Source organism: Streptomyces sp. NPDC056452, from assembly GCF_042796085.1.
Taxonomy (GTDB): Bacteria; Actinomycetota; Actinomycetes; order Streptomycetales; family Streptomycetaceae; genus Streptomyces.
In genome coordinates this window covers 48071-73851 of record NZ_JBHTRI010000028.1, presented here as the reverse complement: position 1 = coordinate 73851, position 25781 = coordinate 48071, and the positions used below count along the sequence as shown (strand labels likewise).

General features: G+C 70.7%; 21 protein-coding genes and 1 pseudogene. 13 read left to right on the top strand and 9 right to left on the bottom strand.

The window, feature by feature from the left end:
- Positions 1-19: 19 nt before the first annotated feature.
- A complete protein-coding gene (locus ACFQ6X_RS25550; RefSeq protein WP_383184692.1) occupies positions 20-637 on the bottom strand; it encodes a CGNR zinc finger domain-containing protein in 618 nt (205 codons plus the stop codon).
- A gap of 173 nt (positions 638-810) precedes the next feature.
- On the opposite strand from ACFQ6X_RS25550, the gene ACFQ6X_RS25545 reads away from it, so the two are divergent.
- Positions 811-1551: a phosphodiesterase gene (locus tag ACFQ6X_RS25545; protein ID WP_383184690.1), complete on the top strand. Its 741-nt coding sequence runs from the start codon at positions 811-813 to the stop codon at positions 1549-1551.
- Positions 1552-1573: 22 nt separating this feature from the next.
- Here ACFQ6X_RS25545 and ACFQ6X_RS25540 read toward each other — a convergent pair whose 3' ends face one another.
- Entirely contained in the window at positions 1574-2185 is a 612-nt protein-coding gene (locus tag ACFQ6X_RS25540; protein WP_383184689.1) for a dihydrofolate reductase family protein, read from the bottom strand.
- Between the two features lie 244 nt (positions 2186-2429).
- Between ACFQ6X_RS25540 and ACFQ6X_RS25535 the strand changes: the two genes are divergently transcribed.
- Entirely contained in the window at positions 2430-3293 is an 864-nt protein-coding gene (locus ACFQ6X_RS25535) for an NAD(P)H-binding protein (RefSeq protein ID WP_383184687.1), read from the top strand.
- A 58-nt stretch (positions 3294-3351) separates the two neighbouring features.
- Here ACFQ6X_RS25535 and ACFQ6X_RS25530 read toward each other — a convergent pair whose 3' ends face one another.
- Entirely contained in the window at positions 3352-4293 is a 942-nt protein-coding gene (locus ACFQ6X_RS25530; protein ID WP_383184686.1) for an AraC family transcriptional regulator, read from the bottom strand.
- A gap of 102 nt (positions 4294-4395) precedes the next feature.
- Between ACFQ6X_RS25530 and ACFQ6X_RS25525 the strand changes: the two genes are divergently transcribed.
- Positions 4396-5289 carry an NAD(P)H-binding protein gene (locus tag ACFQ6X_RS25525; RefSeq protein ID WP_383184685.1) on the top strand — a complete coding sequence of 298 codons (894 nt, stop codon included), beginning with the start codon at positions 4396-4398 and terminating at the stop codon, positions 5287-5289.
- Positions 5290-5329: 40 nt separating this feature from the next.
- On the opposite strand, the gene ACFQ6X_RS25520 is transcribed toward ACFQ6X_RS25525, so the two are convergent.
- Positions 5330-5824 (bottom strand): PaaI family thioesterase, encoded by a 495-nt coding sequence (locus ACFQ6X_RS25520; RefSeq protein ID WP_383184684.1) that lies wholly within the window; start codon positions 5822-5824, stop codon positions 5330-5332.
- A gap of 94 nt (positions 5825-5918) precedes the next feature.
- Here ACFQ6X_RS25520 and ACFQ6X_RS25515 point away from each other — a divergent pair.
- Positions 5919-6377, top strand: a pseudogene (locus ACFQ6X_RS25515) (winged helix-turn-helix transcriptional regulator); the annotation flags it as partial.
- A gap of 41 nt (positions 6378-6418) precedes the next feature.
- Here ACFQ6X_RS25515 and ACFQ6X_RS25510 read toward each other — a convergent pair.
- On the bottom strand, positions 6419-7540 hold the full coding sequence (locus tag ACFQ6X_RS25510; RefSeq protein ID WP_383184752.1) for a PP2C family protein-serine/threonine phosphatase: 1122 nt from the start codon (positions 7538-7540) through the stop codon (positions 6419-6421).
- Between the two features lie 170 nt (positions 7541-7710).
- Between ACFQ6X_RS25510 and ACFQ6X_RS25505 the strand changes: the two genes are divergently transcribed.
- Both ACFQ6X_RS25505 and bla read left to right on the top strand, forming a co-directional pair.
- Positions 7711-8901: an MFS transporter gene (locus ACFQ6X_RS25505; RefSeq protein ID WP_383184683.1), complete on the top strand. Its 1191-nt coding sequence runs from the start codon at positions 7711-7713 to the stop codon at positions 8899-8901.
- A gap of 110 nt (positions 8902-9011) precedes the next feature.
- The gene (gene bla / locus ACFQ6X_RS25500) at positions 9012-9950 is read left to right on the top strand and encodes a class A beta-lactamase (RefSeq protein ID WP_383184682.1); all 939 of its coding nucleotides are present in this window, start codon (positions 9012-9014) and stop codon (positions 9948-9950) included.
- A gap of 53 nt (positions 9951-10003) precedes the next feature.
- Here the strand turns inward: bla and ACFQ6X_RS25495 are convergent, their stop codons facing one another.
- Complete coding sequence (locus ACFQ6X_RS25495) at positions 10004-12568, bottom strand: polysaccharide lyase family 8 super-sandwich domain-containing protein (protein ID WP_383184751.1); 2565 nt, start codon at positions 12566-12568, stop codon at positions 10004-10006.
- 221 nt (positions 12569-12789) lie between these two features.
- On the opposite strand from ACFQ6X_RS25495, the gene ACFQ6X_RS25490 reads away from it, so the two are divergent.
- A complete protein-coding gene (locus tag ACFQ6X_RS25490) occupies positions 12790-13617 on the top strand; it encodes an inositol monophosphatase family protein (RefSeq protein WP_383184681.1) in 828 nt (275 codons plus the stop codon).
- Positions 13618-13647: 30 nt separating this feature from the next.
- On the opposite strand, the gene ACFQ6X_RS25485 is transcribed toward ACFQ6X_RS25490, so the two are convergent.
- Together ACFQ6X_RS25485 and ACFQ6X_RS25480 are read right to left on the bottom strand one after the other, a co-directional pair.
- Positions 13648-15342, bottom strand: coding sequence for an alpha/beta fold hydrolase (locus tag ACFQ6X_RS25485; protein WP_383184680.1), 1695 nt, complete (start codon positions 15340-15342; stop codon positions 13648-13650).
- 70 nt (positions 15343-15412) lie between these two features.
- Entirely contained in the window at positions 15413-15970 is a 558-nt protein-coding gene (locus tag ACFQ6X_RS25480; RefSeq protein WP_383184679.1) for a TetR/AcrR family transcriptional regulator, read from the bottom strand.
- A gap of 125 nt (positions 15971-16095) precedes the next feature.
- Here ACFQ6X_RS25480 and ACFQ6X_RS25475 point away from each other — a divergent pair, with 125 nt between their 5' ends.
- The 3 genes from ACFQ6X_RS25475 to ACFQ6X_RS25465 all read left to right on the top strand — a co-directional run bounded on the left by ACFQ6X_RS25475 (position 16096) and on the right by ACFQ6X_RS25465 (position 19964).
- Positions 16096-16689, top strand: a complete 594-nt coding sequence (locus ACFQ6X_RS25475) for a DinB family protein (protein ID WP_383184678.1) — start codon at positions 16096-16098, stop codon at positions 16687-16689.
- Positions 16690-17269: 580 nt separating this feature from the next.
- Positions 17270-17980: an NPP1 family protein gene (locus tag ACFQ6X_RS25470; RefSeq protein ID WP_383184750.1), complete on the top strand. Its 711-nt coding sequence runs from the start codon at positions 17270-17272 to the stop codon at positions 17978-17980.
- A gap of 301 nt (positions 17981-18281) precedes the next feature.
- Positions 18282-19964, top strand: a complete 1683-nt coding sequence (locus tag ACFQ6X_RS25465; protein ID WP_383184677.1) for a cellulase family glycosylhydrolase — start codon at positions 18282-18284, stop codon at positions 19962-19964.
- 146 nt (positions 19965-20110) lie between these two features.
- On the opposite strand, the gene ACFQ6X_RS25460 is transcribed toward ACFQ6X_RS25465, so the two are convergent.
- Positions 20111-21061 carry an aminoglycoside phosphotransferase family protein gene (locus tag ACFQ6X_RS25460; RefSeq protein WP_383184676.1) on the bottom strand — a complete coding sequence of 317 codons (951 nt, stop codon included), beginning with the start codon at positions 21059-21061 and terminating at the stop codon, positions 20111-20113.
- A 132-nt stretch (positions 21062-21193) separates the two neighbouring features.
- Here ACFQ6X_RS25460 and ACFQ6X_RS25455 point away from each other — a divergent pair, with 132 nt between their 5' ends.
- The 3 genes from ACFQ6X_RS25455 (at position 21194) to ACFQ6X_RS25445 (ending at position 25516) form a co-directional block, all read left to right on the top strand.
- The gene (locus tag ACFQ6X_RS25455) at positions 21194-21823 is read left to right on the top strand and encodes an alpha-ketoglutarate-dependent dioxygenase AlkB (RefSeq protein ID WP_383184675.1); all 630 of its coding nucleotides are present in this window, start codon (positions 21194-21196) and stop codon (positions 21821-21823) included.
- A gap of 147 nt (positions 21824-21970) precedes the next feature.
- Positions 21971-24127, top strand: coding sequence for an FG-GAP repeat domain-containing protein (locus ACFQ6X_RS25450; RefSeq protein ID WP_383184674.1), 2157 nt, complete (start codon positions 21971-21973; stop codon positions 24125-24127).
- A gap of 288 nt (positions 24128-24415) precedes the next feature.
- The gene (locus ACFQ6X_RS25445) at positions 24416-25516 is read left to right on the top strand and encodes a M20 family metallopeptidase (protein ID WP_383184673.1); all 1101 of its coding nucleotides are present in this window, start codon (positions 24416-24418) and stop codon (positions 25514-25516) included.
- Positions 25517-25781: the final 265 nt, after the last annotated feature.

Below are 25781 nucleotides of genomic sequence, written 5' to 3'. Positions count from 1 at the left end.
TGCTTCCGACGGGGGAGCCCTAGCGAAGCGCGGGACCGGCCTCGCCGTCGGTGCGCCCGCGCCTGTAATGGCGTGCCGCGCGGGCACGGTTCCCGCAGGACGGCTTGCACCACTCCTGCCGCCCGTGGCTCTTGACGAAGTAGCGCACGCAACGGGGCGCGGTACAGGCCCGGAGCTCCGCGCGCCAGGGGCCGCTCAGGAAGTCGACGGCGGCACGGGCGAGTTGTGCCACAAGCCGGACGGACGGGTCGTCCTGCGACGACAACAGCCGGGCGGTGGGGGCTCCTTCGAGTGGCCAGTCGAGCTGCACAGTGACCGGTTCCCGGGCGGCGACCGTGTTGAGGTGGGCGATGGCCCGGTCGGCAGGCATCAGCCGGTGGGCGTCCGCGGGGCTGGGAGGAGCGGGACTGACCACGCGGGCGAACAGGGCCCTGACCGCCCGCCGCAGCTCGATGACCGCGAGCCTGAGGTTCTCGTCGACCACGAGTTCGCCGGGCCGGGCCGAGTCGCCGAGCAGTTCGCCCTGACGGCGAATCCAGAGGTCTGTCTCCCGGACCGTGGAGAGGTCGTCCGTGACGCCGCCGTCCCCGTCGTGGCGAATCGTGCTCGCCAGTTCCAACGCAAGCCAGCGCTCCATGGGGCCTTCCCTTCCTGTCCGGTGACCGGTCGTCAGCCACTTGAGCACATCTCATCGCACCCCTAGAGTACCTAACGGTAAAACGAGATTTTCCGTTAGAGGCTGAAGTGGCGGCCCACTCCCGGCGCAGGCCGGCTGCCCCTGAACGCCACCGAGAAGAAGGAGGAGGAGCGATGACGCTGCTGGCCCACATCAGCGACCTGCACCTGGACGGCACCGAGAGGGCGACCCGACGTGCCGCTCGCGTCATGGACCACCTGCGCGCCCTGCCGCACCCGGTCGACGCCGTCCTGGTCACCGGGGACATCGCCGATCACGGCGAGGAGGCCGAGTACGAGGAGGCGAAAGGCATCCTGGCCGCCTCCTTCCCGGTGCTGACCTGCCCCGGCAACCACGACGTGCGCCCCGCCTACCGCAAGGCCCTGTTGGGCGAGGCGCCCGAGACCGGCCCCGTCAACGAGGTCCACCACATCACCGGCACCGCGATCCTGATGTGCGACTCCACCATCCCGGGCCGTGACGAGGGGCGCCTCGACGACCGGACGCTGGCCTGGATCGACGCCACGCTCGACGCCCTGCCGCAGGGGACCCCGGCGCTGATCGCCTTCCACCAGCCGCCGGTCGACCTCCATCACCCGCTCCCCGACTCCGGCAAGCTCGAACAGCCGGGGGACCTGGCCGACCTCCTCGGCCGCCACCCGCGGGTCGCCGCCGTTCTCACCGGCCATGCCCACACCGCGGCCGCCTCGACCTTCGCCGGACTGCCGCTGATTGTCGGACCGGCTGTCACCTGGACCCTGCGCATGCCCTGGGAGGGAAGCGCCCCCGCGGACCGCGAGCAGCCGCCCGGACTCGCCTTCCACGTCCTCGACGACCAGGCACGGCTGACCACGCACTTCCGCGTCGTGCTCTGAGCTCTCCGCCGGCCCGCGACGCCTACGCGTCGGCCCCGTACGTCCCGTACTCCGGCAGTCCTGTCGATTCGTACACATGGATCGCCAGTCCGCCCGGTGTCGTCCGACACTTCAGGAGTCGCAGGCCTGCCGGGGCGCCGCCGTCCGGGAACAGGCGGCGGCCCGTGCCCACGACCACCGGGGCGATGGCGAGACGCAGTTCGTCGACCAGCCCCGCGGCCAGCAGGGACTGGCCCAGCCGGCCGCTGCCGTGGATCTGCAGCTCGCGGCCTGACTGCGCCTTCAGCTCGGCGACCTGGGCAGGGATGTCGCCGGACAGGATCGTGGTCGGGTCCCACCCGGCCTCGGCCAGGCTGTGGGAGGCGACGTACTTCGGCAGGCTGTTCAAGATGCCGGCGAACGGGTGCTCGGTCATCCGAGGCCAGTCCCGGGCGAAGTTCAGGTAGGTGCGGCGGCCGAACAGGAACGCGTCCGCAGCGTCGAGCCAGGTGCCGGCCTGCCGTTCGAACTCTTCGTCCATGTGCGGCACGAACCAGCCGCCCCGGGTGAACCCGTCGCTGGTGTCCTCGTCCGGCGATCCCGGGCCCTGGTAGACGCCGTCCAGCGACAGGAACTCCTGCAGCACCAACCTCATCGCGCACCACTCTCTCTTGGGCACCGGACGTATCGGTGCGAGCTCCGCCCGTCGCGAGCTCCCCTCTACAGAACCAGATGACGGAGATGTCCGCCGTCACCGTCACGCGGACGGCTGTCCGTGGTGTGCCGGTACGGGCCGACGCCCCTATTCCGCTGCGCCCGGTCCGGAGTCCGGACGCATGGACAGCCGTTCCGGACGCTGAGCCATGGCAGCTCGGGGCCCACCGGGACACGCTTGCGTCATGACACAGAAAGACGAGAAGACGTCCGTCGAAGTGCTCGTGACCGGTGGTACCGGCAAGACCGGCCGCAGGGTCGTGGCCCGCCTCCGCGAACAGGGCGTACGGACACGCGCGGCCTCGCGGTCCGGGGAGACCCGATTCGACTGGGCGGACCCGAACACCTGGAAGGCCGCCCTGGAAGGGGTCACCGCCGCCTACATCGTTCCGCTGGACACCTCGCCCTCCCCGACACCTGCCCTGGTCGAGCAGGCAGTGGCGAGCGGGGTGGAGCGCCTGGTGCTGCTCTCCGCCCGGGGCGTCGACGTGCCCGGCTACTTCGGCGACGCCTACGAAGGCGAAGGGCCGCACATGGAGAGCGAGGCGGCCGTCCGGGCCTCCGGAGCGGACTGGACCATCCTGCGGCCCGGCTGGTTCGCCCAGAACTTCAGCGAAGGGGTCTTCCTCGACGGCGTGACGGGCGGTGAACTCGCGCTGCCCGTCGGGGACGGAGCCGCCGCGTTCGTCGACGCGGACGACATCGCGGCGGTGGCTGTCGCCGCGCTCACCGAGGACGGCCACACGGGCGAGGTGTACGAGCTCTCGGGGCCCCGGGCGCTCGGCCTCGCCGAGGTGCTCGACGAGATCGCGAGGGCGACCGGGCGGCGTGCCTCGTACGTCCAGGTGGACGATGCCGCGTTCAGGGCCGGGCTCGTGGCCCGGGGAACGCCGGAGGCCGAGGCCGCGCTCTGGGCCGATGCGCTGTTGCCGATCCGTACGGGCAGGGAGGCCCAGGTGTCCGACGGGGTGCGGCGGGCGCTCGGCCGGGCACCGCGTGACTTCGCCGACTTCGTCCGGGACGCGGCAGCCGAAGGGGCCTGGCGCTGAGTCGTAGCGGCTGAGTGGGGCGTACGGGTAGGCCGATGCCCGTACGCCTCCCGCGCGTTCAGGCTGTCGGGGCGGCTGCCCGGGCCGGTGTGCGCGAGGCAGCCTCCTGGCGGTACGTGCTCGGGCTCTCGCCCCGAAGCCGCTTGAACGCCGCGCTGAAACCGAACGCGTCCGCGTACCCGACCCGGCGGGCGATCGCCGCCACGGTCAGCTCGGGGCGGTTCAGCAGATCGGCGGCCAGGGTCATCCGCCACTCCGTCAGATACGCGACCGGGGCCTCCCCGACGAGCTCGGTGAACCGTTTGGCCAGTGTCGTGCGCGAAACTCCGGACCGGGCCGCCAGGCCCGCCGTCGTCCAGGGGTGCGCCGGGTCCTCGTGAATCGCCTGCAGCGCGGGACCCGCCACCTCGTCCCCGAGTGCCTGGTACCACCCCGGTGGCTCGGCCTCCGGGCGGTCGAACCAGTCCCGGAGCGTGCACACCAGCAGCCAGTCCAGCAACCGGTCGAGCACGATCTGACGGCCCGGACGCGCCCCGGTTATCTGCGCCTCCAAGTAGTCCCGCATCGCCGTGCAGTCTTGGCCCTCCGGTACGACGAGAGCCGGGGGCAGGACCCGGAGCAGCCGTTGCGGCACCTGGGCCTGCACGTCATAGGCGGCAGCCAACAGGACGGTGGGCCCGCTGAGTTCGTGATCCGCGTCCTGGTCGCCTCCCGAACCGTCGCTCCAGCGCACCTCCCGTGCGCCCGCTCCCGGTTCCCTGGTGATGTCGTCGGTGAAGGTGAAAGGCGCCGGGCCCCGGACGATCGCGGCCTCACCGAGTCCCACATGCCGCGGCTCACCGCCCTCCGGCACGATCCACCCGGCACCCCGCATCGGCACACAGAAGGTCAGATACGCCCCGTCGGTGAACCGCAGCGACCACGGTGGCCACAGCATCGACCGGCCGAACACCGCCCCCCGGCCCCGCACACTCCGCAACAACTCGTCGAACACGTCCATGGCGCAACGATATGCAGCCCGCCGCACCGCCGCGGACGATCGCCTATGGACGGCGGACCGGCAGCCATGGTCCGGCCGCCGCAGCCGCGATGGACTGGGCCCATGACACAGACGAAGAAGGCGCATCGATCGCAGGGTTCCGCAGCCGGCACGCACACCGTTCCCGCCGACATCCTCGTACTCGGGGCCACCGGCAAGACCGGCCGCCGTGTCGCGGCCCGTCTGCGCGAGGCGGGTACCGGACGGGTGCGGGCGGCCTCCCGTACCGGCGAGGTCAGGTTCGACTGGACCCTGCCCGAAACCTGGGAGCCCGTACTGGCGGGGGCGGAGGCCGTCTACCTCGTGGCGCCCGACGACCCGGGCCCGGTGCGGCCGTTCGTGACGCAGGCCGCCGCCGCGGGCGTACGCCGCTTCGTCGCCCTGTCCGGCCACGGCATCGACAAGGAGACGAGCGGCGGCTTCGGCGCGGGCATGCTGACGGCGGAGTCGGCGGTGCGGTCGTCTGGGGCGGAGTGGACGGTCCTCAGGCCGAACAACTTCTTCCAGAACTTCGACGAGGACCTCTGGCTGGGTCCGCTGCGCGCCGGCCGGCTGGGCCTGCCCATCGGCGACATGCCCGAACCGTTCGTCGACGCCGACGACGTGGCCGACGTCGCGGCAGCCGTCCTCACCCGCGATGGCCACGGGGGCCGCGTCTACGAACTGTCCGGCCCCCGCGCACTCAGCTTCGCCGACGCCACGGAGACGATCGCCCGCGCGGCCGGCCACGCCATCCGGTACGTGGAACTGACACCCGCCGCCTACCGTGCCGAACTCCTCGCCGAAGGCTGGCCGGAGGCGGCCGCGGACACGCTCGGCGCCATGTTCGCCCTGCACCGTGCCGGGCACTCGGCGGACGTCGCCGACGGCGTCCAGCAGGTACTGGACCGCGGCCCGGCGGACCTGGAGCCCTGGGCGCGTCGCATCGCGGCCCGGGGAACGTGGGCTGCGGTCTGAGTTCCGGCGTCCGGCCCCGGTGCCCCGCCGCGGACGCTGCTCAGGCAGCAGGTACGGAGAACAGCAGACAACTGCTGGTCGCGTGGGCGAGCAGACGGTCCGCGGTGTCGAACAGCTGCGCCTCGGCGAGCGCGGTGCGGCGGCCGCTGCTCACGACTCTGCCCACAGCCCGGACCCTGCCTGTCTCGACAGTGACCGGGCGCAGGAACTTCACGGTCAGGTCCAGGGAGGTGTATCCGGTGCCGCGCGGCAGCGTGGACTGGACGGCGCAGCCGGCCGCGGAGTCGAGCAGGGTGGCGAAGATGCCGCCGTGCACGCTGCCGATGGGGTTGTAGTGCTCCTCTCCAGGGAGCAGTGAGAACACGGCGCGTCCGTGCTCGACCTCGTCGAGAGCGAAGTCAACGGTCGCTCCGACCGGGGGTCCGGGGAGGCGGCCGGCCGCGATGTCACGGAGGAACTCCAGGCCGGTGCCCCGGCCGACGGCGGCTGCAGTGACGGCCGGATCCTGCCATTCGTACGTGCGAGATCGCCCCACGGTGCTGCCCCTCGATCGCTGACTATGTCAGATGAAGCTAGCCAGGTCCGCAGCTGACTGTCAATAATGAAGTCAAGCGGTCTATCATCGCCGGATGGAGTGGCTGGAGACGAGTACGGAGAACTGCCCGGTCCAGCGCACGCTCGACATCGTCGGCGAGAAATGGACGCTGCTGATCCTGCGTGACGCGGCCAACGGCGTACGGCGCTTCGACGACTTCCACCGTCACGTGGGGTTGTCGGAGGCGGTCCTCTCGGACCGGCTGCGCAAACTGACCGCTGCCGGGATCATGCGCACGGTCCCGTACCGGGAACCGGGCCGACGCACCCGGCAGGAGTACCGCCTGACCCGGAAGGGCTGGGAACTGTGGCCCGTCCTGGTGGCCCTGCGGCAGTGGGGCGAGACGTACGCCGTGGACCCCGAAGGGCCGGTGCTGGACCTCCGCCACGCCGCGTGCGGTGCGCCCGTGCGCGCGGTCGTCGAGTGCGCCGCCGAGCACCTGGCACTCGAACCGTCCGATGTCGAGGTCACATCCGGCCCCGCCGCGACGCCTTCGCCCCCCGGTGCACAGGTCCCGGTGGGAGATCGATCCGATCACTCGGCCGCGGGAAGCCGTTCGATCGCCACCAGGGCCGCGTCATCACCGAGGCTGCCACCCGCGTGACGCAGAAGGTCCGCGCACAGATGCTTCAGCAGTGCCTCCGGGCTCTCCCCGCGCTGCAAGGTCATCCGCTCGGTCAAGGGATAGAACTCGCCTGAACGGTCACGGGCTTCGGTGACTCCGTCCGTGTACAGGAGAAGCGTGTCCCCGGTGCGGAAGGCGAACACTTCCTCCGTCGGCCGGGTCGTCAGCAAGTGCCCGAGCCCGAGCGGCGGAGCCGGGTCCTTCGTACCGAGCAGACGCACCTGCCCCGCACGCAGGACCAGCGGCGGCGGATGCCCGCAGCTGACGAGGCGGACCACCTCGGCGCCATCGGGAATGTCCAGCACGGCCGCAGTCACGAAGGCTTCGGCAATGGTCTCGTCCTCGGCCTCGTGCAGTGCGTCGATCCGGTGCGCGGCCACGCTGGTCTCCAGACGGCTCACCAGATCGGGCAGGCCCTTCTCCTGGCGCGCCAGCGCGCGGAAGGCGCCCAGAACGCCGGCGGCACTGTTGATGGCGTCGAGCCCCTTGCCCCGGACATCGCCGATGATCACGCGGGTTCCCTCCGCCGTACGCGCGGTCGCGTAGAGGTCACCCCCGAGCTGGGCACCCGCTTCGGCAGCCAGGTACACAGCGGCCAGACGCAGCGGGCCGCTGCGTGCGGGCGGAGGCCGCAGCACCCCACGCTGAGCCGCCTCGGCCACGGTACGAAGCTGCACCATTTCCGTGGCGTGACGCTCTCGCAAATAGGCGAAGAACGTCACGATCGCCGAGATCAGGAACAGCGCGATGATCTGGTACGTGTGGTTGAGGTCGTTGATGCTGGTCCGTGCCACCGCGACCATGGCTTGTGCCAGTACGGCGACCGCACCGACGAATGCCGTCATGCGCGGGCCGGCGAACGATGCGGTGAGTGCTGGAGCCGCAACGAGAAACGGACCGAGGTGCACTTCCGGCGGAGCGATGATGTCGACCACGGTCACGACGGCGATGAGGGCGAACGGGACCACGAGGAGTGCGCTGCTCCGCCGGGTACCACTGCTGAGCCACTGGAGCCATTGCCGGAAGACCATGACTCCGGGATACCTCACCCTGCCTCCGAATGCCTTGCCCGAACCGCGATTCTCCGCTTCGGTCCGCACTTCTCCGCCTCCCGACGCATGAACAGTCACCTCATACCGGTGGTGGCACGCCGGGCACGCCTGGCCGGTCCGGGGCCGCGCGTGGGGTTACGGTCGGCGGCATGGACGGTGATCGCCGAGGGTGGCGCCAGTGTTTCCTCAGCGGGGCGGTGTTCGCCGTCTGCATGGCAGGCACCACGCTGCCGACTCCCCTCTACGGCCTCTATCAGGACAAGTTCGGGTTCTCCGAGCTGATGGTGACCGTCGTGTACGCCGTCTACGCCTTCGGGGTCATCGGTGTGCTGCTGCTGGCCGGCAACGTCTCGGACGTCGTGGGCCGGCGGCCGGTGCTGCTCGCGGGTCTGGGGTTCGCGGCGGCGAGCGCCGTCTGCTTCCTGTGTGCCACCGGGCTGGGCTGGCTGTATGCGGGGCGGTTGCTGTCCGGCCTGTCCGCCGGCCTGTTCACCGGGGCCGCCACGGCGTACGTGATGGAGCTGGCACCGTACGGCGGCGCCTCCCGGGCCACGTTCGTGGCGACTGCCGCCAACATGGGCGGCCTGGGCTGCGGCCCGTTGCTCGCCGGAGTGCTCGCGCAGTATGCGCCCTGGCCCCTGTACCTGCCGTTCGTCGTGCACCTCACCCTGCTGGCCGCCTGTGCCGCGATCATGGTGTGGCTCCGGGAGACCGTACGGGAGCGACGGCCGCTGAGCACCGTGCGGCCGCGGCGGCCCGGCCTGCCCCCGCAGGTGCGGTCGGTGTTCGGGCCGGCCGCGATCGCCTCGTTCGTCGGATTCGCGCTCTTCGGCGTGTTCACGTCGGTCAGCCCTGCGTTCCTCTCGGAATCCCTGGACGTGAGCAACCACGCGGTGAGCGGACTGGTCGTCGCGCTGGCGTTCTTCGCCTCGACCGCCGGGCAGCTGGCCGTCGGCAGGGTCGGCGTGGCGCGATCGCTGCCACTGGGTTGCGCGGGTCTCCTCGCCGGGCTGGCCCTCCTCGCGGGAGCACTGCGATGGGACCTGTTGTCCCTGGTGGTGCTGAGCGCGCTGGTCGGCGGGGTCGGGCAGGGGCTGGCATTCCGCGGGGCGCTGTCCGCGGTGGCCGGGGCGTCTCCGGAGGACCGGCGCGCGGCGGTGATCTCGACCCTGTTCGTGGTGGCGTACGCGGGCATCTCGGTGCCGGTGATCGGTGTGGGAGTGCTGTCGGGTCCCCTCGGTCTGGAAGGTGCGGGGCTGGTGTTCATCGCGTGCATGGCCCTCCTGGTGTCGACCGCGGCCGTCTACCTGCTCCGGCGGCCCGTGCGGGCGGGAATGTGAGGATGTCCATGGGCGAGGGCGGACCCGATGCCCGCGCCCGCGAACCGGGATGGACGATGCCGCCCCATGCCCTACGCGCCCCCGGCAGGGGTGCCCAGGAGGTTTCGACCATGCGGGGCTCCCGTGCCCGACGCGCCGTATTCGGTGTGCTTGCCATGCTTCTGGCCGTCCCTACGGCGGCCTGCGGACAGAACGCGCCCCCGGCCGCGCCCGCGCCCCCGGCCTCGTCCACCGCGACGGGGGAGGGGCCGAGCCCGGCTGCGGCGGAGTCGGACCGTGAGTTCAGGGAGCTCGAGCGCAAGTTCGATGCGAGGCTGGGGGTCTACGCGGTCGACACGGGCTCCGGACGTGAAGTGGCCTACAACGACGGAGAGCGGTTCGCCTACGCCTCCACGTTCAAGGTCCTGGCCGCCGGCGCCGTTCTGCGCAAGCACTCCCTGGACGGGATGGGACGGACAGTCAGGTACTCCCCGGACGAGCTGGTTCCCCCCTCTCCCGTGACGTCGAAGCACGTCGGGAACGGGATGACCCTGGACGCCCTGTGCGCCGCCGCTGTCCGCTTCGGCGACAACACCGCTGCCAATCTGCTGCTCGACCAGGTGGGCGGCCCCCGGGGTCTGGGCGCCGTACTCCAGGAGATCGGCGACGACGTGACGCGGATGGAGCGCTCCGAGCCGCAGCTGAACGACTGGACCCCCGGCGCGACGCGGGATACGAGCACGCCTCGGGCCCTGGCCGCGGACCTGCGCGCGTTCGTCCTCGGTGACGTCCTGGACAGGGACGAACGAGCACAGCTCACGGAGTGGCTGCGCACCAGCACCACCGGAGCCGGGCTCATCAGGGCCGGAGTGCCCGACGGCTGGGAGGTCGGCGACAAGTCGGGAGCCGGCAGCACGTACGGCACCCGCAACGACATCGCCGTGGTGTGGCCGCCGGGCGCCGCTCCGATCGTCATGGCCGTCATGTCGAACCGCACCGAGGACGGGGCGGCGTACGACGATCGGCTGATCGCGCAGGCGGCGTCCGTGGTCGCCGGCTCACTGTCGTAGCGGGGGAGTCGCGCAGCGGGCGAACGGGGCCGGCAAGGGCCCCGACGGCGCCGTCAGCGCCGGCCCAGCGTGGCCGTGAAGCTGCGGCCATGGGCCTGACGGGTCGTCACGTCGAGACGGGTGCCGCCGAGGACGCGGCGCACGCGGACGCCGTCGTCGGCCGAGAGGGCCCGCAAGGCCGGTCCGTGAATCGTGACCGAGACCGTGCTCCGCCGCGTCGTGGGATCGGCCACCGCGATCGAGCACGTGCCGTCGGGAGCCCGGCGAAGAACCACCGACGCCGGGCCGTCGATGGTGAGGCGCTCGGCACGGTGCCTGCCGGGGGCGAAGGAGTTGGCGGCGACCATGCGCAGGCGGGTGTGCGCGACGGCCTGCAGGCGGAGGTCGTTGGCCAGTACCGAGATCGGGCCGTGGGCGTAGGCGGCCAACTGGCGGGCCGAGGCGTTCGGGACGAGGACGTGCGCCATGGAGGCCGGCCGCTCTTCGGCAGCCTGCTCGTACGAGAGCGTGAAGACCTGCTTGGTGACCGGCGTGTCGGGATTGGTCAGCCGGACGAGGCGCCGGCTGCGGGTGACCGTGCCGAGTGCGACAGTCGGCCGCGGGCCGGACAGTAAGACGTACCCGATCGCGGTTCCCTGTTCGGCATCGGCGTAACGAAGCCAGGCCAGCGGGGCGGTCCCGGTGCCCTGCCAGGGCACCCCGTCCCGGAGGCTCCCGGTGAGCGTGACGGACGCGGAGGCCGCGGCGATACGGCTGTCGACGGTGGTGGTCACCGCGCGGTCCGCGAGCCCGGCCACTCCCGCGGCCAGGACGACTATCTCGTCGTCGAACATGAACCACGACTTGGTGGCACGCGCCCCCTGGTAGGCGACGAAGCCGTCGGGGAGTTCGCCCGCCTGCTGAGCGGTGTACGCCGCATCGTCGGACTGGACGAGACCGGCCACACCGTAGGGACCGAGACGGGCGCCGCCGGAGAAGACGTTGCTGCCGCGGGGGAAGTAGACGTAGGTGTTCTGCGACTCGGACGACGCGGTGAAGCCGCGCTCGGGGTTGTCGTACCAGAGCGTGCCGTAGAGCTCGGGGACGGTGCGGCGCGTCTCCACGGGAGCGGTGACGCCGGCCAGGCGGTACGGGGAGACGGCCGTGAAGTAGTCGATGCCGAACGACTGCCGCTGATCCTGGCCGGAGAGATAGAGGTAGTGCGCGCCGTCACCCTGGAACCACGGCATCAGGTTCTCGCCGCTCATGTACTCGTACTTGCTGATCCGCGCGGAACTGCGGGCCAGGGCGAACGCGTAGCCGGGCCGCCGGTGGACAGTCCTGTCCATCGCGTTGAACGCGGTGTGGGAGGCGGCTGGACCGAGGTCCTTGGCGGGCGACGAGGACCTCAGGATGTCGGCGTAGCGGGCGATGCTGACGGGGGAGACGAAGGAGGCGGTGTCGAGGCCGGCCTTCGAGGTCTGTCCGACGTACTTGACGTAGCCCTCGAGTGCCTCGGTGTCGCTGCCTGTGGTGTACGCGGCGAGGTCGACGACGGCCTCCACGACGGCGGTGACGTCCGCGTACCCCGTGCCGGTCCGCGAGACCGCGCGGCCCTTCACGATCTCCATCATCCAGCCTTCGAAGATCAGTGGGGCGAAGGCGTCGGCCACCCAGCCCTGTACGACACCGACAAGGCTGTCGCCGGGCACGTAGCCGGTTCCGTCAAGGATTTTGATCGTCTGGACGATGCGGGTGAGCAGGCCCTTCCCGTACGAGCCCGTGTACGCGACGGAGCCGTGCTGGACGAAGGAACCGTCGGCGTAGAAACCGTCGGTGACGCCGTGCCGCGGGTTGTACGGATCGATCGTCGCGAAGACGGTCAGCTGGTCGGCGATGGCTTTCCCTATGCGGAGCTCGTCGCCGAGAACGGCACCCTGGAGGATCCGGTTCGTCGTGATGTCGGCGAGATTGGCACCGGTGTGGAAGCGCGAGTCCAGATCGACGTCGCCGTCCTTGCCGTTGCGGAGGTAGGCGTCCATGGAGGCCACATAGGTCGCGGCGAGCCCTGGCCGGTACACCGCGAGCTCGTCCCTCAGGAGGACGAGGGTCTTGCTCACGTAGGCGGGAATTCCGATCTCCCAGTGGAACCAGTTGCCGTAATAGCCCTTCGACTGATCGCCGTAGTACGCGTCGTGGAGGTGGACCAGGCCGTCGACGACCCGTCGCCGGACCGCGCTGTTGTCGCGGAGCTCCGAGGCGCCGGTACCCGGAAGAGCGGTGGCCAGGGCGATCTCGTACAGGTACTGGAAGGACAGGCTCAGGTTGGGGTCGCTGGTCCCGAGCGGGACGCCTGCGAAGAGCTCGCCCTGTCCGGCGCTGTCCATCGCGGCGAGCCGGGTCCGAGCCGTCGCCTGCAGGGCAGCGAGTTTCGGTGCGACCTCGGGGCGGGCGTTGGCCTCGATGGTGCCGGCGAAGATCGCAACAGTGTTACGGACCAGAGCGTCATGGTCGGCCGCCGTCCGGCCGGAGGCGTCCGGACCGTTCGGGACCGCCGCCCGGGCTCGGAGCGTCTGAGCCACGGCCGGCAGGGTCACCGCCGGGATCATGGACAGGACGGAACGACGCGAGAACTCCACCAGAACGCTCCAAAGTCCGACCGGAAAGCGCTTGTCCTCAGCCAAGCAACGGGTTCTCATCCATGTCAACGGGCCGGATGGAGGGGTTTTCCCGCGTCGGCCTGCGCGTCACGGTGCGCGGACAGGCCTAAGCCTCTCCGCAACTCCTCCGCGTGGCGGAGCCGTTGCCGGGCCCGGCGACTTCTCGATCGCGCCGACAGGGCCGCGGATACCCTTGCCGCATGCTGATCATGAACACGGAAGACGACGCGCAACTGGCTCTGGCGGCAGCACAGGCAGGAGCGGCCGTGGTCCGCGACATGTACGGGGAATCCCTGGAGCGGTTCGAGAAGTCTGACGGCGACTTCGCCACAGGCGCCGACCTCGCGGCGGAGAAGGCGATCCTCGGCATCCTGAGAACGGCCCGCGCCCATGACGCCGTGACAGGAGAGGAGAGCGGACACAGCGGCGCGGACGGAGCGGAGCGCAGATGGCTGGTCGACCCCTTGTGCGGGACGCTGAACTACGCCGTCCGCACCATGCTGGCCTCGGTGAACGTGGCCCTGCGCTGGGGACCGGACATCACCGCGGCCGCGGCCGCCGACCCGTTCAGCGGTGAGGTCTTCTGGACCGACGGCAGGCGCGCCCATCTCCGCAGGGGCGATGTCGACGAAGAACTCGCACCCTCGGCCGCATCCCGACTGGTCGACGTCAACCTCGACCCGCCCTTCCCCAACTCACCGGACTTCCGCGCAGCACGTCTCATTGCCGCCCCAGGGTTCCTCGACCACTTCCGGCCACGCGTCGTCTCCACGACCCTGGCCGTGGCCTGGGTCGCCGCCGGCCGAAGAGCCGCCTACGTCACCGACGGCCACCTGCGCGACTCCGTGCATTTCGCCGCCGGAATCGCCCTGTGCGAAGCCGCCGGGTGCGTGGTGACCGGCATCCACGGCCAACCACTGCACACCGGCGCGGGCGGACTGATCGCCGCGGCCGACCAGCGGACGCACACCACGTTGTTGGAGATGGTCCGGAACCAGGCCTCGGCTGCCCCGACCGCCACGGGCTGATCCCTCGGGGGCTGCCATCCGGCACTGGTGTCATCCGCCGGATGCGGCGGAAGCGGCGGAAGCGGCGCCGAGGTGGCGGGCAACCTGGGAGGGGTGCGTCAACTGGGGGTAGTGACCTGCCCCGTCGATCTCGACCACGGGACATGCGACGGCCGGGACGAGCGGGTCGGCCGAGCCCGCCACGATCTGGACCGGGACGGTCACCCGGTCCAACAGTGCCCGCGACTGCCCGCGTTCGGTGACGTCCGTGCGCAGGGCCGCGACGGCCCTGCGCGCCACTCCGGGGCGGCGGAGGTCGGCTACGGCGCTCTCCACCTCACCCCCCTCGGGCACGCCGAGTGCCCGAGCCAGCCGGGCGGCGGACACACGGCGCATCATCCGGACGGCCGGGCCCGAGCGGACGAACCATGGGGCGGGTGCCTGCAGGAACGACGGCGAGACGAGGACGAGCCTGCTGATCCGGTCCGGATGGTCGACGGCGAAGCGGAGCGCGGGTCCGCAGGCAACCGAGTGCGCCACGAGCACCGGGCGGGTACGCACCGGGCTCAGAAGGTCGGCCAGCCACGAATCCACCGACCGTGCTGTGGCGGCGGAGCGCCCGAGCCCCGGCAGATCGGGCGCCAGGACCGGCCCCGGGAGACGGGCGGCGAGCGGTGCCCAGACGTCGGCGTTCATCGGCAGTCCGTGCAGCAGGACATGGGCAGGGCGGTGCCGGTCTCCGATCACCCAGGTCCTGCTGCCCGCCACGGAGTGGAAGCCGTACGGGCTGCGCCAGGGCTTCGCTGAGCCGAAGCGGGCGGCCACCAGCTCGTCGGCCCACGCGCGCAACGCGTCGGCGGCCGGTGGCATTTCGAGTCCCGCGGTCGCGGCGAAAGCCCGGGCGGAAGCCGTCGGGTAGCGGTCGGCCGACAGGAACGACAGCGTCTCGGGATCGGCACCGGACAGCTTGCGCGGCAGGCGCCGCAGAAGGCCGACGGGAACGGTCCTGCGAGGTGCCCGTACGCCCGTGTGGCGGGCGATCGTGCCGATCAGCTCGGGGAGGAGGGGAGTGGAGTCGTCGAGCACCCAATAGTGCTCACCCCGGGGCGATGTGGGGATCTCGGCCAGAAACCGTACGAGGTACTCGACCGTGGTGACCGGCACGAAGGTGTCGGGTCCGCCGGGTGAGGCGGGGAGACGCCCGTTCCACAGATTCTCGACGAGCGCGGCCAGACCGATGTACTGACCGGGCCCGATCACGGTGGCGGGATTGGCGATGGTCAGCGGAACCGCCAACTCATCGGCCCGGGCACGCACCGCGAGGTCACCCTCGGTCTTCGACGCCTCGTACGCTCCCAGCGCGGAGTAGTCGGGACGGCCGTCGGCGGCGCTCACCCGGTAGCCGCTGATGTGCACGAGCCGCCGCAACCGGGGCAGAGCGGCGGCCCATTCGAGGACGTTGAGCGCCCCGGTGACGTTGGTCGCCCGGGCTTCCGGCGCGGAGAGACCGAAGGCGAAGCGACCGGCGGTGTTGTAGACGTCGCGCACCTCGGGCAGTCCGGACAGCGGTCGCGTGATATCGGCAGCGACGATTTCCAGCCCGCCGGTGTCAACTCCCTGTGTGGCCAGCCACGGAGTCAGGGTGTCGTTACGGACGGCTGCGGCCACCCGCTGACCCCGGGTGAGCAGTTCCGCAACGAGGGCGCGGCCTATGAAGCCGGTGGCGCCGAAGACAATCGCATCCATGAGACTCCCTAATGGATCGGTCTACATATTTTTTGGACCGCTGAAAGAGCCCGCGATTCTGCGGGCCGAATCAGCTCAACAGGACGCCGACCTGGCGGGCCACGCGATCCAGTGGCTCCCTGCTGCGGTGCGCCCGGGCGAGCAGGAGCGCCCCCTCCACCAGGGCCAGGATCGTGACGGCGAGGTCTTCGGCGTCGGGACTGCCCGTCAGTTGTACGCGCAGGGCGGCCTCCCAGGAGGTGTAGACCTCGGAGCACGCCTCCTGCAGTGGATCGTTGACGGCGGCCGTTTCCAGCGCGACGGTGGCCACGGGGCATCCATTGCGCCAGCCGGACTCCTCCAGTCGGTCGCCCAGGTACCGCAGCACCCCGTGGACGAGGTCGGTCACCGACGGGTCGGAGTCGGCCAGGCCACCCAGGGCGACCTCGATCGACTGTCCGGCTCGCCGGACGGACTCGCCGACCAACTGGTCCTTGCCGCCGGGGAAGTGGAAGTAGAGCGAACCGCGGGGCGCGCCACTGGCGGCGATCACCTGGTTGAGCCCGGCGCCGTAATAGCCCCCGGTCTCGATCAGCTCCTGCGTCGCAGTCAGCAGCCTGTCCCGTGTCTCGGTGCCCTTCTGTCCCATGGCGCCAAACTAGACCGATCTACATATTAGTTCAAGGGGCTGGGGCGTCCTGGTCGGCCGCGCCCGCCACCCGTCGGCCGCGATCGGCGGCGTGATTGTCAGAGGCGGGTGGGAGACTCCCCGACATGATCGAATCAGAGGCGAAGGCGGACCTGCTCCACTACGTGCAAGCCGCCCGTGATGCCCTGCTGTGGAAGCTCGACGGCCTCGCCGAGTACGACATCCGTCGTCCGCTGACGCCGACCGGCACGAATCTGCTGGGCCTGGTCAAACACCTCACCGGAGTGGAACTGGGCTACTTCGGGGACACGTTCGGACGCCCGTTCTTCGATGAGCCGCCGTCCTGGTACGGGGAGGGTGCCGAGCCGGGGGCGGATATGTGGGCCACGCCGGACGAGTCCCGCGAACAGGTCGTGGGGCTGTACCGCCAGGCGTGGGAGCACGCGGACGCCACGATCGCCACGCTCGCTCTCGACGCGATCGGCCGCGTCCCGTGGTGGCCGGAGGAGCGAAGCAGTGTGACGCTGCACCACGTACTGGTGCGCGTGCTCGGTGACACCCAACGGCACGCCGGACACGCCGACATCGTCAGGGAACTCATCGACGGGGCCGTCGGCATGGCGAAGGGGAACGACAGCATGCCGCCGGGCGATCAGACGTCGTGGGAGAGCCACCGCAGTCGGCTGGAGCGCGCCGCGCAGGACGCCGGTCGCGGCTGACCCCTCCGTCGACGCCGGGGCGGACGCGTCCGCGTCGACGGGGGTGGGGCCTGGCTGGCGCGGACCGGGATCGCCGCGCTCGGGTCCAGGTGGACGCGGCTGAGATCGCCCCGTTGGTGTCCGGGTGGACGCGGCCGAGATCGCCTCGCCGACGTCCATGCGGAGGTGGTCGAGATCGCCCCGCCGACGTCCCGGTGAGAGCCACGGGACTCGTCCGGGCTGCATGCTCCCCTCCTGACGCCGGTCCCGCGTGCCGCCTGCTCCCCGGAATTCCTCGCACGGCTTGGGGGAGGCCGGGGCCCGGTGCGGTCGGCCTGGCCCGCCGGGCTACTCACTGCGCCGGCGTGGCGGGATGCGGCTGCTGCCCCTGCGGAGCCGTCTCGCTCCTCGTGTGTTGGCTGAGCCTTCATCACCTCGACATCAGGTGGTGCTCGGTCCGTGTGTCGCGGGATTCAGCATGGTTGCGATGGGCATGTCAATCGTAGCCGCGTGACCCCCGCCACGCGTCGACCAGGAGGCAGCAGTGAAGAGCAGAGCACGACTCCGCAGGGTGTCGCTCGTAGTAGGCAGCGCCCTGGCCATGGTCATCGCGTCCTCCGGGAGCGCGTACGCCGCCCCGCCCGGTGCTTTGCCCCTCAACGCCGATGGAATGGAGCAGTCGTTCCAGCCCGCTTACGACTACGACACGGACGGCTGCTACCCCACACCGGCCATCGGGCCGGACGGGACCATAGCCCCCGGCCTCAACACCACCGGGGCGGTCAACGGAAGTTGCCGTGACGCCCCGGACCTGGACAACACCAACGGGTACGCCCGCTACAAGTGCAACAACGGCTGGTGCGCGATCATCTACGGGCTCTACTTCGAGAAGGACCAGGCCGTGGCCGGCAGCGGGCTCGGCGGGCACCGACATGACTGGGAACACGTCGTGGTGTGGGTGCAGAACAATGAGGCCCGCTACGTATCCACGTCAGCGCACGGCAACTTCGACGTCTACGGCCGCGACCAGATCCGGTGGGACGGAACGCATCCCAAGATCGTGTACCACAAGGACGGCGTGAGCACCCACTGCTTCCGCCCCGCGAATTCCAACGACGAGCCGCCCGAGAACCACTACCACGGATGGCAGTTCCCCAAGCTCGTCGGCTGGAACGGCTACCCGGCGGGTCTGCGGGACAAGCTGACCCAGGCCGACTTCGGAAGCGCCGTCTTCGGTCTCAAGGACGGCAACTTCAACAATCACCTCGAGAAGGCCAAGCCGGTCGGCATCCCGTTCGACCCGAACGCCTGACGATCCGTTCGGTGCCGGGTGCCGGGTGCCGGGTGCCGGGTGCCGGGGGGCGGGTGTGCGGTCGGGAAGTCCGCGCGCCCGCCTCGCCCGCCTCGCCCACCTCGCCCGCCCCCGGCCGGCGGGATTTGCCGGGTGATGTCCTCGTCATCCGTTTCGCGTACGCCGGATCGGCGCCTGCATGACGGTCGTTCACGGGTCGGAGCGTGCGCGACGTCTTGACGTGCCCCTGGCATGATGGCTTTATGGGAGCGCTCCCACCTTCCTGGCTGATGTTTCCTGGCGCTCATCCTCTGGAGTCGTAGTGAGAACAACTGGAAGTACGAAACGCAAGAGCCCGGTCACCGTTCTGCTGACCGCTCTGGCAGCCTTACTCGGGCTTGTCGTTGTCGGGATCCCGGGCCCGGCCGCCGCCCAGCCCCGGGCGCAGGCCCACGAGGCCGGCGCGCTCGCCACCGGCCTCCATATCAGCGACGGCCGTCTGCTCGAGGCCAACGGCAACGACTTCGTCATGCGCGGCGTCAATCACGCCCACACCTGGTACCCCGGCGAGACGCAGTCGCTGGCCGACATCAAGGCCACGGGCGCCAACACGGTCCGCGTGGTTCTCTCCGACGGACACCGCTGGAGCAAGAACAGCCCGGAGGACGTTGCGAGCATCGTCGGCCAGTGCAAGGCGAACCGGCTGATCTGTGTGCTGGAGGTGCACGACACCACCGGTTACGGCGAGGACTCCGCGGCAGGAACGCTCGACCACGCCGCCGATTACTGGCTCGGCCTGAAGAGCGTGCTCACCGGTGAAGAGAACTACGTCATCATCAACATCGGCAACGAGCCCTGGGGCAACACCAACCCCGAGGGCTGGACCGCGCCCACCACCTCGGCCGTCAAGAAGCTGCGCAGCGCCGGGTTCGAGCACACGATCATGGTGGACGCGCCGAACTGGGGCCAGGACTGGCAGGGCGTCATGCGTGCCAACGCCCAGACTGTCTACGACGCGGACCCCACCGGCAACCTGATCTTCTCGATCCACATGTACAGCGTCTACAACACCGCAGACAAGGTCACCGACTACCTGAACGCGTTCGTGAACGCCGGCCTGCCGATCCTGATCGGCGAGTTCGGGGGACCCGCCGACCAGTACGGTGACCCGGACGAGAACACGATGATGGCCACCGCCCAGCAGCTCAAGCTCGGCTACCTGGCCTGGTCCTGGAGCGGCAACACCGACCCGATCCTCGACCTGACGATCGACTTCGACCCCACCCGGCTCAGCACCTGGGGCGAGCGCATCTTCAACGGCGTGAACGGCATCGCCCAGACGTCCCGGGAGGCGACCGTCTTCGGCGGCGGTGAACCGGGCGACACCCAGGCCCCGGGAGCCCCCGGCACCCCGAGCGCCTCGGCCGTGACGGCCACATCCGCCACCCTCAGCTGGACGGCCGCCACCGACAACGTCGGCGTCGCGGGCTACGACGTCGTCCGTGTCAGCGGCGGATCCGAGACCACGGTCGCCGCTTCCGCGACCAACAGCGTCACGGTGAGCGGCCTCACCGCCGAAACGGCGTACACCTTTGCCGTCTACGCCCGGGACGCGGCCGGGAACCGCTCGGCCCGCTCGGCGACGGTGGCTGTCGTCACCGACGAGGGGACCGGCACACCCGGAGCGGGCTGCTCCGTCGGCTACCGAGTCGTCGGTGACTGGCCCGGTGGCTTCCAGGGCGAGATCATCATCCGCAACACCGCCGCCACCGCGATCAACGGCTGGACGCTGGCCTTCTCGTTCGCCGACGGCCAGACCGTGAGCCACGCCTGGGGCGGGTCCGTCACGCAGAACGGCGGCGCGGTGACTGTGGTCCCCGCCTCGTACACGTCCGCTATACCCGCCGGCGGTTCGGTCACGGTCGGCTTCAACGCCGCCCGGGGCACGACCAACTCCGCCGCGACCGGGTTCAAGCTCAGCGGGACCGCCTGCGCCACCGCTTGATCCGGCGTCCTGGCCCTCGGCCGGCCGGCGTGGGCACCCTGCTCACGCCGGCCGGTACGCCGTACGGGCAAGGCTGCGGGCACACCCTTCACGAGGCCTGTTCCGCCGGAGTGCCGCGCACGGCTCAGTCACCGGCCGCCCCCGTGTCAGCCGGGCGACGAGCCCTGTCCGCGCTCCGCGAGCAGTGTCGCCAGGTGGTCGGCGAACTTGGTGAGCCAGTCCAGTCGTGGCCCGCTGCGGGCCCTGCGGAATCCGTGTCGCCGGCCCCAGAACGCGGCCTGGACGGCATGAAATTGAGCCCATCGCCGGACGCGTACGCGATCGAGTTCCGCGGCCTCGGCGAAGACGTCGAGAGCGCGGTGGACTGCCCGGCGCAGGTCGTCCGCTCCGAGCATGGTGAGTGCGCGCGATTTGAGCAGTGTGCCGCCGTCGTAGGCGGGATCTCCCGCGTACCCCTTGGGATCGACCGCCAGCCACGGCTCACGGTCGGCGCGCAGGATGTTCCCGCCGTGCAGGTCGCCGTGTACGACGGTGTCGGGCTGGACCCGGCCCAGTTCCCGGACGGTCGCCACTGCCGCGTCCACCACGTAGGGCGACATCGTGTGCGTCAGCTCCTCGGCATCCTTGCGCAGCCCCTCCTCCCAGGATTCGGCCTGCTCCCGCAGCCGGGGCAGGCCGGGCGGCGCGGGGACCGCCAGCCGATGGTTGATCCTTCCGGCGACCGTCACCACCTCGTCGTCGTCCTCGACCTCCGCGAGGGTCGATGCCCGGACCCGCTCCAGCAGCATGGCGAAGGACTCGTCATGCCGTTCGTGCAGCAGTACGGCTCCGCGCCCGCCCCAGGCCGCGAACGCGTCCGGCTCGTGGACGTTGCCGGGGTGGGGGAAGGACACCTTCAACACGGCGGTCCCGCCGTCCCGCCGCAGCACGGGAACGATGATCCCGACGCCCCCGTGCATCACCTCGCCGTCCTGCACGCACTCCCAGCGTGCGAGCAACTCGTCGACGACGGTGGGCAGGACGGCGAGCCACGCCGCTCCGGGTTCTCCTTCGCGCGCGATGGTGCTCCGCGAGAACGCCTCTGGTGTCCCGATCATCCAGGCACCCTACGCGCCCGGCCGGCACTCGGATCGTGAGTGCCTGGTCACGAGCAGGCAGGTCGGTCGTCGGCAGATTCGTAGAGCCCACGATAATGGTTCATGTGTTCGATTACGAGGTACTCTGGAAGCATGGCATCGCATCAAGTCCAGGGGTCCCTGTTCGATCAGAGTGAAGACGTGCGCCTCCGTCCGCTGGACGGGCTGCGCAGGACCGGACTCGGCGACGGTGCCTGGATCGACCTGCTGCCCGGCTGGCTGGGTGGCGCAGACGTCCTTTTCGAACAGCTGGCCACGGATGTTCCCTGGAAGGCCGAGCGGCGGCAGATGTACGAGCGGCTCGTCGACGTCCCGCGCCTGCTCGCCTTCTACCGGTCCGGCGAGCCGCTGCCGCACCCCGTCCTCGATGAAGCGCGCCAGGCACTCTCCGCGCACTACGCCGCTGAGCTCGGTGAACCCTTTACGACAGCCGGACTGTGTCACTACCGCGACGGGCGCGACAGTGTGGCCTGGCACGGCGACCGCATCGGCCGGGGGGCGAGCGAGGACACCATGGTCGCCATCCTGTCCGTGGGGGCGCCCCGCGACCTGCTGCTGCGCCCGCGCCGCGGTGGTGATGTCGTCCGGCGCCCCCTCGGGCACGGCGATCTGATCGTGATGGGCGGTTCCTGTCAGCGGACCTGGGAGCACTCCATCCCGAAATCCGCGCGGGCCGCGGGTGGACGTATCAGCATCCAGTTCCGGCCCCGCGGGGTGCAGTGAACAGGTGGGCGCCGGGTGCCGGTTGGCAACCTTCGAAGCTGCCCGCACTGCTCCGCCCTGAAGATCATCATTAGCCGGAGGTGCCTGCTGGGGCACTTCGCGGGTCGGCTAATCTCACGCACACATGTACGAGGGGGAGGACCCGCGTTGCGCAAGAGCAGCAGATTCATCACCGCCGCATTGGTGCCCACGCTGACCCTGGGGGTTGTCGGCCTGGGGACCACCGCCACCACGGTCCTGGCGACCGCGTCCGTGGCGGCGGCGGATCAGTCCGGGCCGTGGAGCGTGCCGACGGCATTCACCGACGCGGCGGACATCGCAGAGGTCGTCGACGTGCAGACGACGACCGACGGCACCACGGTCGCCGTCTGGTACCGCACGATCGCCACCACCCGGCAGCTGGAGCTGCGGGTCGCGGTCCGCTCCGCCGGGAGCGCCGTGTGGGGACCTGCCCAGGTCCTGGACACCCTGCCCGAGGGGCGGGAGGGGGTCACGCTGGTGCCGTCGTCCGACGGTTCGGCCACCGTCACGTGGGTGAATGCCACGGAGAGCAGTTCCACCATCCGCACGGCCACCCTCGCCAAGGGGGCGGCGTCCTTGTCCGCTCCGGTGGACATCGCGTCAGCCGCCGCCATCGGCGAACTGGTCTTCGCCGGCAGGCCTTCCGGCACGAGTGTGGCTGTGTGGCGCAAGAGCGAGGGACGCAACAGTCTGCTGTACGTCTCCGAGCGCTCGGGCACGAACGGCGCCTGGTCGGCGCCCGCCGTGCTGGTGGCCGCGGACGCGTACTGGCCGCAGGCCGCAGTGGCCGCCGACGGCACCATCACGGTCGCCTGGGCCGACAACGTTGCCGAAGGCATGACGGTGAACACCGTCAGCAAGGCGGCCGGCGCCACCGGTTGGACGGCCCCCAGCGCGGTCTCCGCACCCTATGAAGGCGGTGCCCCGGTCCTGTCCTCGGGGCCTGACGGGACCACTGCCGTCGCATGGGTGGCGCACAGGGAAGGTGCCGGCGAACCCGACATCGTCTCGGCGGTGCGGCCCGCCGGCAGCGGCCAGTGGGGTGCACTCCACACCATCCCGTCCGCGTCCTCCGCCCAGCTCGGGTCCACGCTGGTCGGACCGAACGGTGACGTCACCCTCGTCTGGATCGACTACAGCGCCAGCGCCAGCGCCATCGGCGTCCGCACCTCCACCCGCTCGGCGGCGACCGGCGCCTGGTCCGTGGTCAAGACGCTGTCCAGCGGGTACGTGCCCGAGCAGTTCGACGCGAACATCGGCGCCGACGGCACCGTCCAGGTGGGCTGGGCACAGGACGACGCGACAGCCGAGGAGGGCTCCCGGGTCTTCTTCACCGCCGCCCGTGACAACGGTGTCTGGACCACCGCCACCGAACTGAGCAAGGCCCCGTCCGGCTACGCGGCCGGTGCCGTCTCGGTAGCCCCCGACGGCAACGCCACCGCCGTCTGGGCCCAGGACGAGCAGCTGTGGACCGCAGGTACCGGGCTGCCGACCACACCGCCGCCCACCCCGGCCCCCGCCGCACGCCGTGACTACGTCGGCGCGGACGGGTTCCCCGACCTGTATGCGCGGACGTCCACCGGCGGTCTGCTCATCTACAAGGGCAACGCGTCCCAGACCGTCTCCGCGAAGATCGAGGGCGGCACCTGGCCCACCACGTCCACGCTCGTCCCGTTCGGGGACCTCAACGGGGACGGCTGCAACGACACGCTCGTGCGCGACAGCAGCGGCCAGATGCACCGTCACACCGCCCAGTGCGGCTTCCCCGTCACTCCCGAGTCCCCATCCCTGTCACTGGGCTCCGGCTGGAACGCCTTCGACGGCTTCGCCTACTCCGGAGACTTCAACCGTGACGGCATCCCCGACCTGATTGCCCGTCAGATCTCCTCGGGGGACCTGTACCTGTTCACCGGGACGAAGACCGGCACCCTCACCCGCGTGGGCAGGGTCGGCACCAGCTGGAAGTCCCTGACCATCGTCGGTGCCGGGGACCTCAACGGCGACAAGGTCGGCGACATCCTCGCCCGAACCACGACCGGCGACCTCTACCGCTACTACGGAAGCGGCACCGGAACCATCGGATCCGGCGCCAAGATCGGCTCCGGCTGGGGCGGCATGGCCGACTTCGTCGGCATCGGCGACCTCACCGGTGACGGCAAGGACGACATCCTCGGCCGCACGACCACCGGCGACCTCTACCGGTACGCCGGCAACGGCACCGGCGGCGTCGGATCCGGTGTCAAGATCGGCACCGGCTGGAAGGCCATCACCAGCGTGAGCTGACCTCGACGGCACTGCCGGTTCCTGGGGCAGGGGCAGTCCTGCCCCAGGAACCGGCCCGAATGCTTCGGTGCGCGGCGACTCGCCACTGGTTGGGGGAGAGCGTTCCGAACCCGCTGACCCTGCGGCCCGCGTCATGGTCGGGACCGCAGCGGCCACCTGCTTCCCGCAGCACCTGGGCTGACCTCGCGGGAGCCGAGGCAGGCCCGCCGCCCGACACATGCCCTCCTGGTGGGCCCGCCGTCACCACCCGGGCCCGGTCGACAGCCGGCTCACCAGTAGCCTTGCGAAATGACCATGCACCAGACCGTCGACGCGAACGTCGACGCGATGATCGAGGACCTCAGGACACTCGTCGAGATCGAGTCGCCGTCGCGCGATGCCGACGCCCTGCGGGCATCGGCCAAAGCTGTCGCCGCGGTCCTCGAGAGCCGCCTCGGTGGCCATGCCGTCCTCGTCGAGAGCGCGGCGGGGCCGCACGTCCACTGGTCGGCCGGCGGCGATCCGAAGGTCCTGATCCTCGGTCACCACGACACGGTGTTTCCGCTCGGCACCCTTGAACGCCGCCCCTTCATGGTCCAGGACGGGCATGCGACCGGGCCCGGGGTCTTTGACATGCTCGGCGGTCTGGTGCAGGCCGTTCACGGCGTGGCGACGCTCGACGACAAGTCAGGCGTCGAGATCCTGGTGACCGCCGACGAAGAGGTCGGCTCCCACTCCTCCCGGGCCCTCATCGAGGAACGAGCGCTGGCTTGCGGCGCTGTCCTTGTCGTCGAAGGCGCCGCCGACGGGGGAGGCCTGAAGACCGGCCGCAAGGGCTGCGGCACGTTCCAGGTCTCCGTGACGGGCCGGGCGTCGCACGCAGGCCTCGAGCCCGCGGCCGGAGTCAACGCCCTGATCGAGGCAGCACACCAGGTGCTGGACATCGCGGCCCTCGGCCGACCCGAAATCGGCACGACGGTCACCCCGACCGTCGCCTCCGCAGGAACCCTGGACAACGTCGTTCCCGCAGAGGCGACCGTCGTCGTCGACGTACGGGTCGAGTCGGCCGACGAGAAGGAACGCATCGAATCCGCGTTCGCAGCACTGGCTCCGCATCTGGACGAGGCGGAGATCTCGGTTCAGGGAGCTGTCGGCCGACCCCCGATGCCCGAGTCGGCATCGACCGAGCTCTTTGCCGTGGCGCAGCGGCTCCTTCCCGGCATCGCCGGCATGTCGGTCGGAGGCGGAAGCGACGGCAACTTCACCGCCGCACTGGGGGTTCCGACACTCGACGGCCTCGGCGCAGTCGGGGGAGGAGCCCACGCGGACCACGAGTACCTGGTGATCGACGCCATGACGGAGAGGGCGAACCTCGTTGCCGGACTGGTGAACGCGATTCAGAACGCGTAGGAGAACGGGGGCGGGGGAGAGGGGACGCGCGCCCTGCGAACGATCACGCAGGATCGCTTTCCGCGCACCGGGGAGTCCCCGGTCCCGGAGCGCGACGCCAAGCCCGACATCATCGAGCACGGCCTGCAGCGCCTGTCCGACCCGGTGTTCGCGTGCGACGCGTCCCATCCGCTCGGCATCCGGCCCACCGCCGACGCGTCCTGGGCGCCTGCCGGACACCCCGGGCGCCGTGGGTGCCAGCACCCCGCGACCTACCGGGTACCGC

Bases quoted from the DNA above. Each gene is read 5' to 3' on its own strand.
- ACFQ6X_RS25530 (WP_383184686.1), bottom strand. From the start codon at position 4,293: ATGGACGTGTTCGACGAGTTGTTGCGGAGTGTGCGGGGCCGGGGGGCG.
- ACFQ6X_RS25525 (WP_383184685.1), top strand. From the start codon at position 4,396: ATGACACAGACGAAGAAGGCGCATCGATCGCAGGGTTCCGCAGCCGGC.
- ACFQ6X_RS25505 (WP_383184683.1), top strand. From the start codon at position 7,711: ATGGACGGTGATCGCCGAGGGTGGCGCCAGTGTTTCCTCAGCGGGGCG.
- ACFQ6X_RS25550 (WP_383184692.1), bottom strand. From the start codon at position 637: ATGGAGCGCTGGCTTGCGTTGGAACTGGCGAGCACGATTCGCCACGAC.
- ACFQ6X_RS25460 (WP_383184676.1), bottom strand. From the start codon at position 21,061: ATGATCGGGACACCAGAGGCGTTCTCGCGGAGCACCATCGCGCGCGAA.
- ACFQ6X_RS25490 (WP_383184681.1), top strand. From the start codon at position 12,790: ATGCTGATCATGAACACGGAAGACGACGCGCAACTGGCTCTGGCGGCA.
- ACFQ6X_RS25480 (WP_383184679.1), bottom strand. From the start codon at position 15,970: ATGGGACAGAAGGGCACCGAGACACGGGACAGGCTGCTGACTGCGACG.
- ACFQ6X_RS25535 (WP_383184687.1), top strand. From the start codon at position 2,430: ATGACACAGAAAGACGAGAAGACGTCCGTCGAAGTGCTCGTGACCGGT.
- ACFQ6X_RS25445 (WP_383184673.1), top strand. From the start codon at position 24,416: ATGACCATGCACCAGACCGTCGACGCGAACGTCGACGCGATGATCGAG.
- bla (WP_383184682.1), top strand. From the start codon at position 9,012: ATGCGGGGCTCCCGTGCCCGACGCGCCGTATTCGGTGTGCTTGCCATG.
- ACFQ6X_RS25540 (WP_383184689.1), bottom strand. From the start codon at position 2,185: ATGAGGTTGGTGCTGCAGGAGTTCCTGTCGCTGGACGGCGTCTACCAG.
- ACFQ6X_RS25470 (WP_383184750.1), top strand. From the start codon at position 17,270: ATGGTCATCGCGTCCTCCGGGAGCGCGTACGCCGCCCCGCCCGGTGCT.
- ACFQ6X_RS25475 (WP_383184678.1), top strand. From the start codon at position 16,096: ATGATCGAATCAGAGGCGAAGGCGGACCTGCTCCACTACGTGCAAGCC.
- ACFQ6X_RS25545 (WP_383184690.1), top strand. From the start codon at position 811: ATGACGCTGCTGGCCCACATCAGCGACCTGCACCTGGACGGCACCGAG.
- ACFQ6X_RS25510 (WP_383184752.1), bottom strand. From the start codon at position 7,540: ATGGTCTTCCGGCAATGGCTCCAGTGGCTCAGCAGTGGTACCCGGCGG.
- ACFQ6X_RS25485 (WP_383184680.1), bottom strand. From the start codon at position 15,342: ATGGATGCGATTGTCTTCGGCGCCACCGGCTTCATAGGCCGCGCCCTC.
- ACFQ6X_RS25455 (WP_383184675.1), top strand. From the start codon at position 21,194: ATGGCATCGCATCAAGTCCAGGGGTCCCTGTTCGATCAGAGTGAAGAC.